This window comes from Roseateles sp. So40a, assembly GCF_048081605.1.
Classification (GTDB): Bacteria; Pseudomonadota; Gammaproteobacteria; order Burkholderiales; family Burkholderiaceae_C; genus Roseateles.
On the sequence record NZ_CP182288.1, the window covers coordinates 2134226 to 2149297 of the forward strand.

Annotated in this window: 14 protein-coding genes; 7 read left to right on the forward strand and 7 right to left on the reverse strand. The window is 69.6% G+C overall.

Annotation, left to right across the window (positions count from 1 at the left end; genetic code table 11):
* Positions 1 to 20: 20 nt before the first annotated feature.
* The 4 genes from ACNI65_RS09855 to ACNI65_RS09870 form a co-directional block, all read right to left on the reverse strand.
* Positions 21 to 2564, reverse strand: coding sequence for a cbb3-type cytochrome c oxidase subunit I (locus ACNI65_RS09855; RefSeq protein ID WP_416762696.1), 2544 nt, complete (start codon positions 2562 to 2564; stop codon positions 21 to 23).
* Positions 2561 to 3592, reverse strand: coding sequence for a cytochrome c oxidase subunit II (gene coxB, locus ACNI65_RS09860; RefSeq protein ID WP_416762697.1), 1032 nt, complete (start codon positions 3590 to 3592; stop codon positions 2561 to 2563). The genes ACNI65_RS09855 and coxB overlap by 4 nt, the downstream gene beginning before the upstream one ends.
* Positions 3589 to 3966 (reverse strand): c-type cytochrome, encoded by a 378-nt coding sequence (locus tag ACNI65_RS09865; protein ID WP_416762698.1) that lies wholly within the window; start codon positions 3964 to 3966, stop codon positions 3589 to 3591. The genes coxB and ACNI65_RS09865 overlap by 4 nt, the downstream gene beginning before the upstream one ends.
* Positions 3967 to 4093: 127 nt before the next feature.
* On the reverse strand, positions 4094 to 5056 hold the full coding sequence (locus tag ACNI65_RS09870) for an IS110 family transposase (RefSeq protein WP_416762088.1): 963 nt from the start codon (positions 5054 to 5056) through the stop codon (positions 4094 to 4096).
* A 376-nt stretch (positions 5057 to 5432) separates the two neighbouring features.
* Between ACNI65_RS09870 and ACNI65_RS09875 the strand changes: the two genes are divergently transcribed.
* Positions 5433 to 6347: a c-type cytochrome gene (locus ACNI65_RS09875; protein ID WP_416762699.1), complete on the forward strand. Its 915-nt coding sequence runs from the start codon at positions 5433 to 5435 to the stop codon at positions 6345 to 6347.
* A gap of 183 nt (positions 6348 to 6530) precedes the next feature.
* A complete protein-coding gene (locus tag ACNI65_RS09880; protein WP_416762700.1) occupies positions 6531 to 7640 on the forward strand; it encodes an S-(hydroxymethyl)glutathione dehydrogenase/class III alcohol dehydrogenase in 1110 nt (369 codons plus the stop codon).
* An 8-nt stretch (positions 7641 to 7648) separates the two neighbouring features.
* Here ACNI65_RS09880 and ACNI65_RS09885 read toward each other — a convergent pair whose 3' ends face one another.
* Positions 7649 to 8470 carry a tellurite resistance TerB family protein gene (locus tag ACNI65_RS09885; protein ID WP_416762702.1) on the reverse strand — a complete coding sequence of 274 codons (822 nt, stop codon included), beginning with the start codon at positions 8468 to 8470 and terminating at the stop codon, positions 7649 to 7651.
* 132 nt (positions 8471 to 8602) lie between these two features.
* Positions 8603 to 9598, reverse strand: a complete 996-nt coding sequence (locus ACNI65_RS09890) for a LysR substrate-binding domain-containing protein (RefSeq protein WP_416762703.1) — start codon at positions 9596 to 9598, stop codon at positions 8603 to 8605.
* 123 nt (positions 9599 to 9721) lie between these two features.
* Here ACNI65_RS09890 and ACNI65_RS09895 point away from each other — a divergent pair, with 123 nt between their 5' ends.
* From ACNI65_RS09895 to ACNI65_RS09915, 5 genes are all read left to right on the forward strand, one after another.
* The gene (locus ACNI65_RS09895; RefSeq protein WP_416762704.1) at positions 9722 to 10795 is read left to right on the forward strand and encodes a tartrate dehydrogenase; all 1074 of its coding nucleotides are present in this window, start codon (positions 9722 to 9724) and stop codon (positions 10793 to 10795) included.
* Between the two features lie 55 nt (positions 10796 to 10850).
* Complete coding sequence (locus tag ACNI65_RS09900; RefSeq protein WP_416762705.1) at positions 10851 to 11849, forward strand: Bug family tripartite tricarboxylate transporter substrate binding protein; 999 nt, start codon at positions 10851 to 10853, stop codon at positions 11847 to 11849.
* A 140-nt stretch (positions 11850 to 11989) separates the two neighbouring features.
* Complete coding sequence (udk, locus tag ACNI65_RS09905; RefSeq protein WP_416762706.1) at positions 11990 to 12640, forward strand: uridine kinase; 651 nt, start codon at positions 11990 to 11992, stop codon at positions 12638 to 12640.
* A 15-nt stretch (positions 12641 to 12655) separates the two neighbouring features.
* Positions 12656 to 13738, forward strand: a complete 1083-nt coding sequence (locus tag ACNI65_RS09910) for an alpha/beta fold hydrolase (protein WP_416762707.1) — start codon at positions 12656 to 12658, stop codon at positions 13736 to 13738.
* Positions 13693 to 14121: a type III secretion system chaperone gene (locus ACNI65_RS09915; protein WP_416762708.1), complete on the forward strand. Its 429-nt coding sequence runs from the start codon at positions 13693 to 13695 to the stop codon at positions 14119 to 14121. The genes ACNI65_RS09910 and ACNI65_RS09915 overlap by 46 nt, the downstream gene beginning before the upstream one ends.
* Before the next feature lie 332 nt (positions 14122 to 14453).
* On the opposite strand, the gene ACNI65_RS09920 is transcribed toward ACNI65_RS09915, so the two are convergent.
* The gene (locus ACNI65_RS09920; protein WP_416762710.1) at positions 14454 to 14999 is read right to left on the reverse strand and encodes a hypothetical protein; all 546 of its coding nucleotides are present in this window, start codon (positions 14997 to 14999) and stop codon (positions 14454 to 14456) included.
* Positions 15000 to 15072 lie beyond the last annotated feature (73 nt).

A 15072-nucleotide genomic window follows, 5' to 3' on the forward strand; every position in this document is an offset into this window, starting at 1 on the left:
CAGTCAACGAGCGCGCAGCCTCACGCGATCCACCGTGGCCACCACAGCGTGACCACGCCCTGCACGCAGATCCAGCCCCAAAGCAGCACGACCGCCTCGCGCGTCGCGTGCTGCCGGGGCCGGACGAGCCCAGACGCGATGCGCGCCCCGAAGTAGAGCGCGAGCAACGCGGCCACCGCGACCTGCAACCCCTGCAGGCTGTGCATCGCGGCGAGCGTCCCGGTCCACGCATCGAGCGTGGGCGGGCGCTCCGCCGGCCATGCGGTCTGCAAGCCCATCACGAAGGCTCCGACGACCAGCCCGAACGCCGGCACGAGCCACACGGCCCGCCACCTCGCCACCGGCGCGCGCCAAGCGCCACGCCCTGTGGCCATCACGATCGCTGCGCTGAGCGCATAAGCGATCGACCCGAACATCAAGGTCGACACATCCGCGAGCCCGGCCCCTGGCGGCGGACACACATCCAGCCGCATCGCCACGTGCAGATGCGCGAAGGCCATGGACGCGAAGATCGTCGCCTGCACGACGATCAGGATGACCACGCCCCAGAACGACGGCGCCTGCCAGCGGCTCGCGCCCATCGGCAGGATCACGCCGTCTGCCGCTTCCGCGTCCTCGAAGGCCGGCGCGCGATCCGTCTGCCACAGCCACGCCCAGATCGCGACGATCGCCACCACGCCGCCGACCACCGTGCCCGCCACCGCCTTCACCGTCATCAACAGGAAGAACGCCGCTGTCCCGATCGCCGCGACCAACGGCCACAGGCTGTCCCCCGCGAGGACAACGATCCGCAGCGGATGCGCCCGCGCGGGACTGGTCAACAGCGTCTCGCGTCCGCCGGTGATCGTCCCTGGCAGCCAATGCACGCCGGCCTCGACTTCCTCATGCAGACCGGGCCGATGCCACAGCGGCTCATGGTGCTCGACATGCGGGATGCTGCGCGTGCCGTAGTTCTCCGACGGGAGCCACTCCAGCGTCGACGAGCGCCATGGGTCCTCATGGTCCTGCTCCGGCCCGCGCTGACTGCGCACCAGGTCGATCACGAAGAGCAGCACGCCCGCCGCGATGATCACCGCGCCGACCGAAGACAGCGCATTCGGCAGCTCCAGCCCCATTCCCGAAGGATAGGTGTGCACGCGCCGTGGCATGCCCAGCATCCCGGCGATGTGCATCGGGAAGAAGGTCAGGTGGAAGCCGCCGAAGATCAGTCCGAAGACCCAGCGCCCGACGCGCTCGGACATCGCGCGACCCTTCCAGAGCGGCATCCAGTGGTAGAGCGCCGCGAACATCGGCAGCACCATGCCGCCGATCAGCACGTAATGGAAATGCGCGACGACGAAGTAGGTGTCGTGCACCTGCCAGTCGATGGGCAGCAGCGCGAGCATCACGCCGGTCAGTCCGCCCAGCACGAAGGTGACGAGGAAGCCGACCAGGAACCAGGTCGCGGTCGTCCACTGCAGCCGGCCGCGCCACAGCGTGCCGATCCAGGCGAAGACCTGCAGCGCGCCGGGGATCGCGATGGCGACGCTGAAGATGGACACCAGGCTCATGCCCATGCCGCCCAGGCCCGCGGTGAACATGTGATGCAGCCACAGCAGGAAGCTGACCGCGCCGATGCCGATCAGCGCGGCCGTCACTGCATGCCGGCCGACCAGCGTGGTGCGCGCGAGCGCCGGCACCATCGTCGACACCAGCCCCGCCGCCGGCAGGAAGATGATGTAGACCTCGGGGTGGCCGAAGAACCAGAACAGGTGCTGCCACAGCAGCGGGTCGCCGCCGCGGGTGGCGTCGAAGATCGGCCAGTCGAAGGCGCGCTCCATCTCCAGCAGCGCGGTGCCGGCGATCACTGCCGGGAAGGCCAGGATGATCATCAGACCGACCACCAGCATCGCCCACGCGTAGACCGGCATCCGGCTCAGCCGCATGCCCGGCGCGCGCGTCATCAGCACGCCGGTGATCAGCTCGATCGCGCCGGCGATGGCGGAGATCTCGATGAAGCCGATGCCCAGCAGCCAGAAGTCCGCGTTCAGCCCCGGCGAGTAGGTCGCGCCGCTCAGCGGCGGATACATGAACCAGCCGGCATCGGGCGCGAGCCGCCAGAAGAGCGTGGCGTAGAAGGCCAGGCCGCCGATCGCGTACATCCAGTAGGAATAGGCGGACAGGCGAGGGAAGGGCAGGTCGCGCGCGCCCAGCATGTTGGGCAGCAGGAAGACCGCGATCGCCTCCACCATCGGCACGGCGAAGAGGAACATCATGACCGTGCCGTGCATCGTGAACAGCTGCTGGAACAGCGGCGCATCGATCAGCGTCTGACCGGGCGCGGCCAGCTGCGCGCGGATCAGCAGCGCGAGCACGCCGCCCAGCAGCAGGAACACGAACGCGGTGGCGATGTAGAGCTTGCCGATGAAGACGTTGTTGACACTGCCGACCCGGCGCCAGCCGCGCGGCGGCGCCCAGGCGGCCTCCAGCCGTTCGAGCTCGCCCGGCGGTCGCGGCAGGCGGTTGGCGGGACGGCTGATCGCGTCGCCGTTCGCCGCGTCGCCAATCATCTCGTTCTCGATCATGGCGTGGCGGCGACCAGGGGCCGCTTCGCAGGGGCTTCGGCGAGGTACTCCGCGAGAGCCTCGATGTCCCCCGCCGGCAGGTGGCGATAGCTCGGCATGCGCGCGCCGGGCTTCACCTGCTGGACGTCCCGGATCCAGGCGCGGAGCGCGGGGCGGGCGTCGCCGGTCGGCTGACCGACCGCAGCACTGGCCGCGTCATCGGCGACATCACTGCCGGCGCCGCGCTGTCGCAACGCGCCCGCGCCCAGCCACAGGCGGCTGGCGACATGGGTCAGGTCCGGTCCCAATGCGGGTGCGGAGCCGATGGCGGCGCTGCTCCCGCGCACCGTGTGACACGAGACGCAGCCGTGCTCGGCAAACAGCGCGGCGCCTCGCATCGCGCGGGGCGAGACCGGCGCGGGCGGATCGGCCGCCTGCTCGCGGCGCCAGCGCGCGAAGTCCTCGGGCGTCATGGCCACCACCTGCAGCACCATCGTCGCGTGCTGCGTGCCGCAGTACTCCGAGCAGGGCCCGCGATAGACGCCGGGCCGCGCTGCGGTGAAGGTCAGCCGGTTCAACCGCCCGGGCACCAGGTCCATCTTGCCGCCCAGCGCGGGCACCCAGTAGCTGTGGATGACGTCGTCGGACGCGAGCGTCAGCGCGACGGGCCGGCCCACCGGCACGCGCAGCTCATTGGCCGTGACGAAGGCGGGCGTGTCGCCCTCGGCGTCATACCGCAGCGACCACCACCAGAGGTGACCGGTGACGGCGATCCTCAGCGCGCCGGGTGGCGCGGGGTCGAGCAGGCCCCGGGTCTGGCGCTCGCCGTGCAGCAGCAGTCCGCCGAAGACGAGCACCGGCAGCACCAGTCCGCCGCCCCAGAGCCAGAGGGCCGAGGGCACGGGCCGTCGGCCGCGCCACCACAGCGCGGCGGCCAGGGCGCCCATCGCGACGACGAAGGCGAAGGCGCATACGGCCAGGGCGGTGCTCATCGCGCCCGCCAGCGCCTCCGCCTGCGGACCGGCCGGGCGCAGCAGGGTCGCGCTCATCGCAGCGAGAGCAGGTAGCCGGCGATGTCGCGGGCGTCCTGCTCGGACACGCCGAGCCGGGGCATCGCCGTGCCGGGTTGCATCGCGGGCGGATCCCGCAACCATTGCTGCAAGGTCTCCGGCGTGTTGGGCCATTGCCCGGCGATGTAGCTGCGCCGGCCGAAGCCCTGCAGGCCGGGTCCGCGCTGCCCGCCGCCCGGCACCTCGGGGATGAGGTGGCAGCTGCCGCACTGGTACTGGGACATCAGCTGCCGGCCCCGCACCGGGTCCGCGGATTCCACCTGCCAGCGCTTCAGCGGCTCATCCGGCGAGGGGCCGCAGGCGGTGAGCGTGGCGCAGGACAGGGCGGCGAGCAGGAGGTGGCGTCGGGGCATGCGCGCTCCCCGGCATGCGAAGTGCCCGATCCGCCGAATGGCCGAAGGCCCCCTCGCCCGCAAGCGGGAAAGGGGATGCAGAGCGCCAACCGATCGCCCTCGCCCGCGAAGCGGGAGAGCAACCGTGTCAAGCGCTCTCGATGAGCCTCCATGGTTGGCCGGACTTGAGGATGGCGTTGAGGATGATCAGCAGCTTGCGCATGCACGCGGTCATGGCGACCTTGTAGGGCTTGCCTGAGGCGCGTAGGCGCGAGTACAGGTCCTTGATCGGCCCGTCGCACCTTCTGGCGGAGAGTGCAGCCATGTACAGCACCGCGCGCACGTCTGCCCGTCCGCCCTGGATGTAGCGCTGACCGTGCCGTCTGCCGCTGTCATCGGCCATCGGCGCCAGCCCCACCAGCGCCGCCAGGCGCTTGCGGTTCAGAGTCCCCAACTCAGGCAGGCGTCCCAGCAGCGTAGAGATCGTGACTCGGCCGATGCCCGGCACGCTGTCCAACAGCTCGTACTTGGGCTGGTAGATCGTCGAGTCCTTCAAGCGACCGTCCAGATCCTTGTCGATCTCCTTGATCCTCTTGTCCAGCCACTCGATGTGGTGTCGCACGCTCGTACGCGCCACGTGCTTGACCGTGGCCAAGCGGTTCTTCTCCTGCGCGCGCATCGTCACCAGCTGCGCACGTCGATCCACGAGCTCGGTGATCTCCTGCTGAGTCTCGTCGGGTAGCGCGTACACCTGGGGACGGGCGGCCAAAGCAAACTTGGCCAACACCCGTGCGTCCAGCCGGTCTGTCTTGGCAAGAACGCCCATTGATCGGGCGAAGTCGCGCACTCGCTTGGGATTGACCACGGCTACCGCAATGCCTGCCGCGCACAACTCGCTGGCCAACGCTGCCTCGAAACCGCCGGTGGCTTCCAACACCACCAACGTCGGCGACAGGCGCTTGAGCTGATTCACCAGCTCTGCGCGCCCGGCCTCATCGTTGTTCACTCTCGCAGTCAGCTCGCCTGGCACAGCGGCGCTTGAGCTGCACACCTGGGCCGTATCCAGCCAAGCCTTGCAAACGTCGACGCCAACGAAGATCTCGTCGCTCATGACAGTGCCCTTCCTTGTGTTCGATACGGCCTCGATGGACCTCACAACCGTTCGGGCTATCCGTCACGGCGACCGAGATAGGCCGCCACGACCCTCGCTCTCCCTCGGCATGACGCCTCAGCGCCTACCCTGGGAGGATCGGCCTGTGGCGGCCAGGGTCTACTTTGCTACATACAAGGGAGGGGTGAGGGCTCTTCGAAGGGCACCGTGCCCTCACACGAGCCCTCACCCCAACCCCTCTCCCGTTGCGCGGGCGAGGGGCTTGCAGCCAGGCCTCGATCTCCCTTGGCATCGCGCTTGCCGCTGGGCGGCCATGACCGAGCCCCAACCCTCGCGATCAGCACGACGACCGCTGCTCCGATCGCCGATCCGCGCCGTGATCGCTGCCTTCGTGGCGGCAGCCGCGCTGGGGATCGCGGGCGCGGCGGCCTTCATCGGCTGGGGCGTCTATGACGTGTCGGCCACCGGTCCGCATTGGCAGCCGGTGCATTCGCTGCTGGAGATCGCGCTCAAGCGCGCGGTGCAGCGGCGCGCCGACGCGCATCCGCCGCCGGCCGATCTGCATGCGCGCGACCGCGTGATGCTCGGCGCCGCGTGTTTCCGCGACCGCTGCGTGGCCTGCCACGGCGCGCCCGGCGTCGCGCCCGAGCCCTTCGCGCTGGGCCTGCAGCCGGTGCCGACCTCGCTCATCGAGGCCACGCGTCACTGGCGCCCGCAGGACCTCTACTGGATCACGCGCAATGGCATCAAGATGAGCGGCATGCCGGCCTGGGAGTACCGGCTGGAGGAGCGTGAGCTCTGGGCCATCGTCGCCTTCCTCGACGCGCTGCCGCTGATGACGCCGGACCAGTACCGCGCGATGGTGGGGACCTCCGCAAGCGTGAGCACGACGGCGGCCACCACCGCGGCCACGATCACGAGCCCAGCCACGACGACGACCATGGCCACGCCCGTCTCCCCACGCGGCCGCTGCGACGGCCAGGTGGATGCACCCGCGCCGCTGGTGCCGGCGCTGTCCAGTGTCGAGCTGGCTCAGCGCGCCTTCCGTCAGCACGGCTGCACCGCGTGCCACGCGATACCGGGCGTGGTCGGTCCGGACACCGCCAACGGTCCGCGGCTCAGCGGCCTGGCCGGTCGAGACCGCATCGGCGGCGTCGCGCCGGCGACCGAGGACGGCCTGGCCGCGTGGATCCGCGATCCCCAGGCGCTCGACGCCCACACCGCGATGCCGACGCTGGGGCTGAGCGAGACCCAGGCGCGCTTGATGGCGCGCTACCTCCTCGCGCATTGACGCGCCCCGCGACCGCGGACACCACGGGGCCCGTGCGCGAAGCGCATGCGTCGCGCGGACGAGGGGCCTCAAGAGCGCGTCCGACCGGGGCCCGGGGTATAGACTGGCTCGCATCGCGCGCCCCTCGGGGCGCGCCGTCCTTCGCGGACGCCCGTTCCCATCTCCATTCGAAAGGCCCTCCCCATGAAGTCCCGTGCCGCCGTCGCGTTCGAAGCTGGCAAGCCGCTGCAGATCGTCGAGATCGACGTCGCGCCGCCCCGCAAGGGCGAGGTGCTGGTCAAGATCACCCACACCGGCGTCTGCCACACCGACGCGTTCACGCTCAGCGGCGACGATCCGGAAGGTCTGTTCCCGGCGGTGCTCGGCCATGAGGGCGCGGGCATCGTCGTCGAGGTCGGCGAGGGCGTCACCAGCGTCAAGCCCGGCGACCACGTGATCCCGCTCTACACCGCCGAATGCGGCGAGTGCCTGTTCTGCAAGTCCGGCAAGACCAACCTGTGCGTGGCCGTCCGCGCCACGCAGGGCAAGGGCGTCATGCCCGACGGCACCACGCGCTTCAGCTACAACGGCCAGCCCATCTATCACTACATGGGCTGCTCGACCTTCAGCGAATACACCGTGGTGGCCGAGGTGTCGCTCGCCAAGATCAACCCGGACGCCAACCCCGAGCAGGTCTGCCTGCTGGGCTGCGGCGTGACCACCGGCCTGGGCGCGGTGAAGAACACCGCCAAGGTCCAGCCGGGCGACAGCGTCGCGGTCTTCGGCCTGGGCGGCATCGGCCTGGCGGTGATCCAGGGCGCGAAGCTGGCGCAGGCCGGCCGCATCATCGCCATCGACACCAACCCGTCCAAGTTCGAGCTGGCCAAGGTCTTCGGCGCCACCGACTTCGTGAATCCGAAGGACCACGACAAGCCTATCCAGCAGGTGATCGTCGAGATGACGACCTGGGGCGTGGATCACACCTTCGAATGCATCGGCAACGTCAACGTGATGCGCGCGGCGCTCGAGTGCGCGCATCGCGGCTGGGGCCAGTCCATCGTGATCGGCGTGGCCGGTTCAGGCCAGGAGATCTCGACGCGGCCGTTCCAGCTCGTCACCGGCCGCAGCTGGAAGGGCACGGCCTTCGGCGGCGTGAAGGGGCGCTCGCAGCTGCCCGGCATGGTCGAGGAGGCCATGCGCGGCGACATCCAGCTCGCGCCCTTCGTGACGCACACGATGCCGCTGACCGCCATCAACGAGGCCTTCGACCTGATGCACGAGGGCAAGTCAATCCGCTCGGTGGTGCACTACTGATCCTGCGATCAGCCCTGCAGCGCCTGCGCCTCCAGTTGTGCCTTGAGCCCGTCGGGCAGCTTCAGCTGCCGGGCGAGCTCGTCGAGGTAGGCCCGCTCCATGAAGCTGGTTTCGTCGACCATCAGCAAGGTGGCGAGGTACATCTCGGAGGCGATCTCCGGTGAGGTGGCCGCCTGCGCGACGCGCGCGGGATCCAGCGGCTGACGCAGCAGCTCCTCGTACCAGGCGCGCAGGCCGGGATCGTCGTCCAGGCTGGCGAGCTCGTTCTCGATCAGGCCGCGCTCGCGGTCGTCGAGATGACCATCGGCCTTGGCCGCCGCGATCATCGCCATCAGCACGGCGCGGCTGTGGTGCTCGGCCTCGGCTGGCGGCACGCGGTCCAGCGTGCGCGGTTCCGCGGGCAGGGCGCCCGGGGTCCATGACGCGGATCCCGAGTTCGACGCTGAAACCGACCCCGACCCGGTGAAGCCCGATCCCGCGGCGCCTGGTGCCTGTTGCCCCTGTTGGCCCTGTTGCCCTTGTTGCTGCTGCGCCTGCCAGTTCGTGTAGGCCTTGTAGGCCATCAGCCCGAGCGCGGCGATGCTGCCGTACTTGAGCGCCTTGCCGCCATAGCTGCGGCCGCGCTTGCTGCCCAGCAGCGAGCCCAGGACCCCGATCGCGCCGGCCCCGGCGCCGAGCTTGCCCAGGTCACCGAGACCGCCCAATCCACCGAGTCCACCGAGCCCGCCCCGGCTGGCGAGTCCGCCCAGGCCGGTGGACGCGCCGCCGCGTCCTTCCAGCAGATCCCGGCCGGACCTCAGCAGTTGGTCCAGCAATCCGTGTGCGCTCATCTTTGCCCTTTCCGTCCGTGAGGGACGCGAGGAAGAAGCCTGCCAGTTGAAGGCCAAACGCGGGATCCCCAAGACCGCAATCGGCTGCGGCCCGCGACGGTTCCTCCGGCTTGCCGGCCGGAGGCATCGATGCTAGCCCGCCGCCGCCTTCGTGGTTGTCGCCGCCGTGGTCCTCGTTGGCTGGTCATCCCCCAGCGCGCGGGCCAGGTGGTCCACGAACTGGCGCACCCGCGCCGTGCCCTGCACGCGGCTCGGGTAGACGGCGTAGATGTCGGCGTCGGGCGTGTCCCAGTCGGGCAGCACCTGGACGAGCCGGCCGCTGGCCAGGTAACGCGCGATGTCCCACTGCGCGCGCATCAGGATGCCGTGGCCGTCGAGCGCCCAGTTCACGGCGATCTCGCCGTCGTTGGTCGTCAGCGCGCCGCGCGTCTTGACGGCCTCGGTGACCACCTTGCGGCCGCGCCTGGCGCTCAGCCGCCACAGGCCGTAGGCCTCCTCGCCCTGGCGGATGCCGATGCAGTCGTGACGCACCAGCTCCGCCGGCGTGCGCGGCGTGCCCCGCGCTGCGAGGTAGGCCGGCGACGCGCACAGCAGCCGCCGGTTGCCCGCCAGGCGCCGCGCGATCACGCGCGCGTCGGGCGGGGGGCCGAAACGGATGCAGACATCGAACGCGTCCTCGTGCAGCGGCGGCGGATTCACCGACAGCTGCAGCTGCACCTGCAATTTCGGATGCTGGCGCACGAAGCTCGAGATGAGCGGCGCGATGTGCGTGCGCCCGAAACCCAGCGTCGCGTTCACGCGCAGCAGCCCGCTCGCGGTGCGGCCGCTGGCGCTCATCACGTCCTGCAGGTCGTCGATGGCCGCGAGGATGCGCCGCGCGTGCTCCAGGTAGAGCTCGCCTTCCTGCGTCAGGCTCATGCGGCGCGTCGTGCGGCTGAGCAGCGTGGCGCCGAGGCGGCTCTCCATCTGCGTGAGGTGCTTGCTGACCGCCGCCGTCGTGATGCCGAGCTCGCGCGCCGCGGCGCTCAGGCTGCCGGCGCCGCACAGCGCGGAGAAGAACCCCAGGTCGGCCGGCGCGATGGTGGCCGAGGACGGCAGGGCGACAGAGGAGGGCGCTCGGGCGGGCATGCGGACTCCGGTTCGATTGTTGAGCTCAGGTTAAGGACGGCTTGACTGTAGCGGCGATCCGAGCGGGGCGCGGATGCCTAGAGTCGGCCTCGTTGTTCCATGCAAGACCAGGAGACCGATCGCATGAAGACCTATCGCATCGCCACGATTCCGGGCGACGGCATCGGCAAGGAAGTGATTCCCGCCGGCCGTCAGGTGCTGGAAGCGCTGGCCGCCACTACGGACCGCTTTCGTTTCGAGTTCGAGGACTTCGGCTGGGGCGGGGACTGGTATCGCGCGCACGGCGAGATGATGCCGGCCGATGGGCTGGACGCGCTGCGCGGCAAGGACGCGATCCTGTTCGGGTCGGCCGGCGATCCCGACATCCCCGATCACATCACGCTGTGGGGCCTGCGGCTGAAGATCTGCCAGGGCTTCGACCAGTACGCCAACGTGAGGCCGACGCGCGTGCTTCCGGGGATCGACGCGCCGCTCAAGCGCTGCGGACCGAAGGACCTCGACTGGGTCATCGTGCGCGAGAACTCGGAGGGCGAGTACGCCGGCGTCGGCGGCCGCGTGCATCAGGGGCATCCGATCGAGGCGGCGACCGACGTGTCCATCATGACGCGGGCCGGGGTGGAGCGGATCATGCGCTTCGCGTTCAAGCTGGCGCAGTCGCGGCCGCGCAAGCTGCTGACGGTGGTCACGAAGAGCAACGCGCAGCGCCACGCGATGGTGATGTGGGACGAGATCGCGGCGCAGGTCGCGCGGGAGTTCCCCGACGTGACGTGGGGCAAGGAGCTCGTCGACGCCGCGACCGCGCGCATGGTCAACAAGCCGGCGTCGCTCGACACGATCGTCGCGACCAACCTGCATGCGGACATCCTGAGCGACTTGGCAGCGGCGCTCGCGGGCAGCCTGGGCATCGCGCCCACGGGGAACATCGACCCGGAGCACCGTTATCCATCGATGTTCGAGCCCATCCATGGGTCGGCGTTCGACATCATGGGCAGGGGGCTGGCGAATCCGGTGGGGACCTTCTGGTCCGCGGTGATGCTGCTGGAACACCTCGGCGAGGCAGAGGCCGCGCAGCGGCTGATGCGCGCGATCGAGGCGGTCACCGCGAACCCGGCGCTGCACACCGGTGATCTCGGCGGACAGGCCCGCACCACCGATGTCACCGCGGCCGTCGTCGCCGCGCTGCGTCAACCGGCCTGAAGAAACTGACACCCACGTCGAATGGCCAGCAGAGCCATCGTCAGGAGACAAGACCATGAACCACGTTGCAAGCTCTTTACGCCGCCGTACCCTGATCGCGGCGATCGCCGCGTCCATCGGGGTCCTGGGCATTTCAGCGCCCGCCTTCGCCCAACCGTGGCCGGCCAAGCCGATCACGCTGATCGTGCCGTTCCCGGCGGGCGGCACCACCGACGTGCTCGCCCGCGCGCTGGCCGAGAAGCTCCAGCAGAGCCTGGGTCAGCCGGTCATCGTCGAAAGCCGACCGGGCGCGGGCGCAACGCTGGGCGCCGATTACGTCGCCAAGGCCAAGCCCGACGGCTACACGCTGTTGATCGGCGCGGTGCACCACACGATCGCGAGCAGCGTCTACAAGAAGCTGCCTTACGACTTCCAGCGCGACTTCATCCCCATCACCGGCATCGCGCTGGTTCCCAACGTGCTCGTCGTCAACGCGAGCGCGACGCCCGCGAAGTCCGTGCCGGAGCTGGTCGCCGCGCTGAAGGCGCACCCGGGCCAGTGGAGCTACGGCTCCAACGGCAACGGGACGGCGCAGCACCTGATCGGCACGCAGTTCCAGAACGCCACCGGCACGACCTTGCTGCATGTGCCCTACAAGGGCAGCGGGCCGCTGGCGACGGACCTGCTGGGCGGTCAGATCCAGATGTCCTTCGACACGGTGACCCCGGTGCTGCCGCACATCAAGGCGGGCAAGCTGCGCGCGCTGGCGGTGACCACGGCCAAGCGCTCGAGTGCCCTGCCCGATGTCCCGACGCTGGAGGAAATGGGGCTCAAGGGTTTCGACATCGGCACCTGGTTCGGCGTGCTGGCGCCGGTCGCCACGCCCAAGGACATCGTCACGCGGCTGAACGCGGAGATGGTGAAGGTGATCCAGGCGCCGGAGTTCCGCCAGCGCATGCAGGAGATCGGCGCGGAGCCCACCGGCGGCAGCAGTGAGCAGCTCGCGGCGCAGATCCGTCAGGAGACCGGCAAGTTCGCGAGACTCGTCAAGGAGGCGAACGTCCAGATCGAATGAACGCGAAGCGGGCAGCTTTGCCCGCGAACGCGACTTTTGGGGCGCGTCTGCATGGGCGCCCGCAGGGGATCCGGGCTCGGTTGTGGGATGCTCCGCAGTTCGACAACCCGGCCATGGCTTTACGCATGGCGAAGATCTCCATGAAAACAACCAAGAACAACAACAACAACCCCTTCGTGATCGGCGTCGCCGGCGGCAGCGGCAGCGGCAAGTCGACCGTCACGCGTCAGGTGCTGTCGTCCATCGGCCCGGCGCGAGTGGCGGTGGTGATGCTGGATGACTACTACCTGGACCAGTCGCACATGTCGCCGGAAGACCGGCGCAAGCAGAACTACGACCACCCCGACGCCTTCGACTGGCCGCTGATGACGCAACACGTGGCCTCGCTGTGCGACGAGCAGGCGATCGAGATGCCGGTGTACGACTTCGCGGCCGACAACCGCTCCTCGCAGACCATCACGGTGAAACCCGCGCCGGTGATCGTGGTGGAGGGCCTCTACGCGCTGTACGACGTCGAGCTGAGCAAGCTGATGTCGCTGAAGATCTACGTGGACACCGCCTCCGACGTGCGCTTCATCCGCCGATTGCAGCGCGACATCCGGGAACGCGGCCGCAGCACCGAGAGCGTGGTGAACCAGTACCTGGAAACCGTGCGTCCGATGCACAAGCAGTTCATCGAGCCGACCAAGCGCAACGCCGACGTCATCCTGCCGCACGGGGCCAACGGTCCGGCGGTGGACATCATCACCACCAAGGTGATGAGCGTGGTGCGTGATATCGAATCCAGCTGATCCGGAGCCGCCCCCATGTTCACGTTCTTCAAGCGCCTGTGCCTGGTCCTGCTGACCGGCGGCCTGCTCGGCGGTCCCGCGTGGGCGGCCGAGGACCTCGTGCCCGTGGAGGGCGACTTCATCGCCCGCGACTTCCGCTTCGCCAGCGGCGAGGTGCTGCCCGAGTTGAAGCTGCACTACCGCACGCTGGGCAAGCCGCGGCGAGACGCGAGCGGCCGAGTCAGCAACGCCGTGCTGATCATGCATGGCACCGGCGGGACGGGGGCGCAGTTCATCCGCCCCGAGTTCTCCGGCGAGCTCTTCGGCGCGGGTGGCCTGTTGGATGCCAACCGCTACTACCTGATCCTGCCTGATGGCATCGGCCATGGCGCCTCGTCGAAGCCGAGCGACGGACTCCGCGCGAGATTCCCGCGCTACGGCTACGAGGACATGGTGCGGGCGCAGTACCTGCTCGTCACCGAGGGTCTCAAGGTGGACCATCTGCGCCTGGTCATGGGGACCTCGATGGGTGGCATGCACACCTGGCTGTGGGGTCAGCGCCATCCGGACTTCATGGATGCGCTGATGCCGCTGGCCAGCCTGCCGACGCAGATCGCCGGCCGCAACCGGCTGTGGCGCCGGGTCGTCATCGACACGATCCGCAACGACCCCGCCTGGCAGGGGGGCAATTACAAGAGCCAGCCGCCGAGCCTGGGCACGGCGAGCGAGATGCTGATGCTGATGTCGAGCAACCCGGTGCTGCGTCAGCAGCAACTGCCCACGCTTGCCGCCGCCGATGCGGCCATCGACGCGGCCGTGGCCAACGGCGAGAAGCACAGCGATGCCAATGACACGCTCTACGCGCTGGAGTCCTCGCGCGATTACGACCCCAACCCGGGACTGGAGCGGATCAAGGCGCCGCTGCTGGCGGTCAACACGGCGGACGACCTGATCAATCCGCCCGAACTGGGCCTGCTGGAACAGGAGATCAAACGCGTTCCGCGTGGCAAGGCGATCGTCATCCCGCTCAGCCCGGCCACGCGCGGCCATGGCTCGCACACGGTGGCAACGCTGTGGAAGGCATCGTTGGCTGCGCTGCTGGCGGACTCCGGCCGCTGACGCAGATCCGCAAGGGCGCCAGCAGGAGACCGGCAGGTTCGCGAGACTCGGTCGTCGAGCGCGACGAAGACCGTGTGATGCTGGTGGCGCGCGTGATGGCGATCCCGCAGGAGGATCCCGCCGGGACGCTGGCCTTGCGCCTCCTGCGCCTGAACGCCGATCGTGACGCGCTGTCGGGCGCGACGATCGCCGCGGACAGCGAGCGGCGGCAGTTCGTGCTGATCCGTGAGATCGCGCTGGATCCCGACGCGGAGGCGATGGCCGATCAGATCGACGCAATGCTGGATCTGGCCGCCGAGATCCGCGCGGACGTGGCGGGCGATCGAGCGCATCGCCCGCGCACAGCGGCCTTGCTGGTGCGCGCGAGCCGGAGAGCCGCATGATCCGGCTCGTCGCGTCACTCGGCCCGATGGCGTTGATCGTCGGCACGCCGGCCGCTTTCCACACACCGAGCCCGCCGACGCACGCGCCGGCCCCGGCTTCACTCGATACGACGAGGTCCCTGCTGGGTGGGCTTCGCCAAGGCCCCATCGACGACGCGGCGCGGACGTCGCCGCTGGGACGACGCGGAGCCGTGCGGCGCAAGACGCCGGCGGCCGGGCAGGGCGTCGGTGCCCAGAAGGGCGCGAAGGTCGAGTTCCATCAGCTGCGCGGGAGCCCGTCGAGGCGACGTTCGCCGCATTGGGTGCGAAGACACCGGTCGGCCATGGAGATCTCAGGGCTTGGCGGCCGATTCCTCGGGCAGTTGAAGCCGGGCGCGGACGGCGCGTTCCGCGCCAGCGGGCAGATCGCCGAGGTGCCAGCGGACGAAGCGGTATTCGGACGTCGGCACGTCGATCGTGGCGCGGCGGCCGTCGGCCAGGCGCAATTCGCGCTTGAGCGGGATCGGGTCGTATCGCTTGCCGTCGAGGCTGGCGAATTGAGGCGGCGTGTCGCTGGAGCCGCCCAGCAGCACACGCAGACCGCCCGCGGGGACCGGTAGCGTGAGGCGGACGTCGGTCGCAGGCTTGCCGGCGGCGTTGACGTAGCGGACCTCGACGTCGACGACATCGCCGGGACGGACCTGGTGATTCAGCGGCTGGGGCTGGAGCCGGTCCTGGACGTCCGCGGTGTTGACGACGGACTGGACCTGCCAGGTCGGCAGCAAGCGGTAATCGGTCTTGGAAAGAGCGTTGAGGTTGCCGGCGGCGGTGGCCGTCGGGGTCTCGAGGGCCAGGAGCGCGCAGCAGAACGCGCCGATGAGGAACGACAGCTTGGACATGATGACAACTCCCTGTGAGTCGACCGGGTGCCTCGAGGCGCCACTGTTTCGACGTGAGGGAAGCATAGGGATC

Excerpts from the sequence above, each read along its gene's own strand:
- ACNI65_RS09855 (WP_416762696.1), bottom strand. The coding sequence starts at position 2,564 with ATGATCGAGAACGAGATGATTGGCGACGCGGCGAACGGCGACGCGATC.
- coxB (WP_416762697.1), bottom strand. The coding sequence starts at position 3,592 with ATGAGCGCGACCCTGCTGCGCCCGGCCGGTCCGCAGGCGGAGGCGCTG.
- ACNI65_RS09865 (WP_416762698.1), bottom strand. The coding sequence starts at position 3,966 with ATGCCCCGACGCCACCTCCTGCTCGCCGCCCTGTCCTGCGCCACGCTC.
- ACNI65_RS09870 (WP_416762088.1), bottom strand. The coding sequence starts at position 5,056 with ATGAGCGACGAGATCTTCGTTGGCGTCGACGTTTGCAAGGCTTGGCTG.
- ACNI65_RS09880 (WP_416762700.1), top strand. The coding sequence starts at position 6,531 with ATGAAGTCCCGTGCCGCCGTCGCGTTCGAAGCTGGCAAGCCGCTGCAG.
- ACNI65_RS09885 (WP_416762702.1), bottom strand. The coding sequence starts at position 8,470 with ATGAGCGCACACGGATTGCTGGACCAACTGCTGAGGTCCGGCCGGGAT.
- ACNI65_RS09890 (WP_416762703.1), bottom strand. The coding sequence starts at position 9,598 with ATGCCCGCCCGAGCGCCCTCCTCTGTCGCCCTGCCGTCCTCGGCCACC.
- ACNI65_RS09895 (WP_416762704.1), top strand. The coding sequence starts at position 9,722 with ATGAAGACCTATCGCATCGCCACGATTCCGGGCGACGGCATCGGCAAG.
- ACNI65_RS09900 (WP_416762705.1), top strand. The coding sequence starts at position 10,851 with ATGAACCACGTTGCAAGCTCTTTACGCCGCCGTACCCTGATCGCGGCG.
- udk (WP_416762706.1), top strand. The coding sequence starts at position 11,990 with ATGAAAACAACCAAGAACAACAACAACAACCCCTTCGTGATCGGCGTC.
- ACNI65_RS09910 (WP_416762707.1), top strand. The coding sequence starts at position 12,656 with ATGTTCACGTTCTTCAAGCGCCTGTGCCTGGTCCTGCTGACCGGCGGC.
- ACNI65_RS09920 (WP_416762710.1), bottom strand. The coding sequence starts at position 14,999 with ATGTCCAAGCTGTCGTTCCTCATCGGCGCGTTCTGCTGCGCGCTCCTG.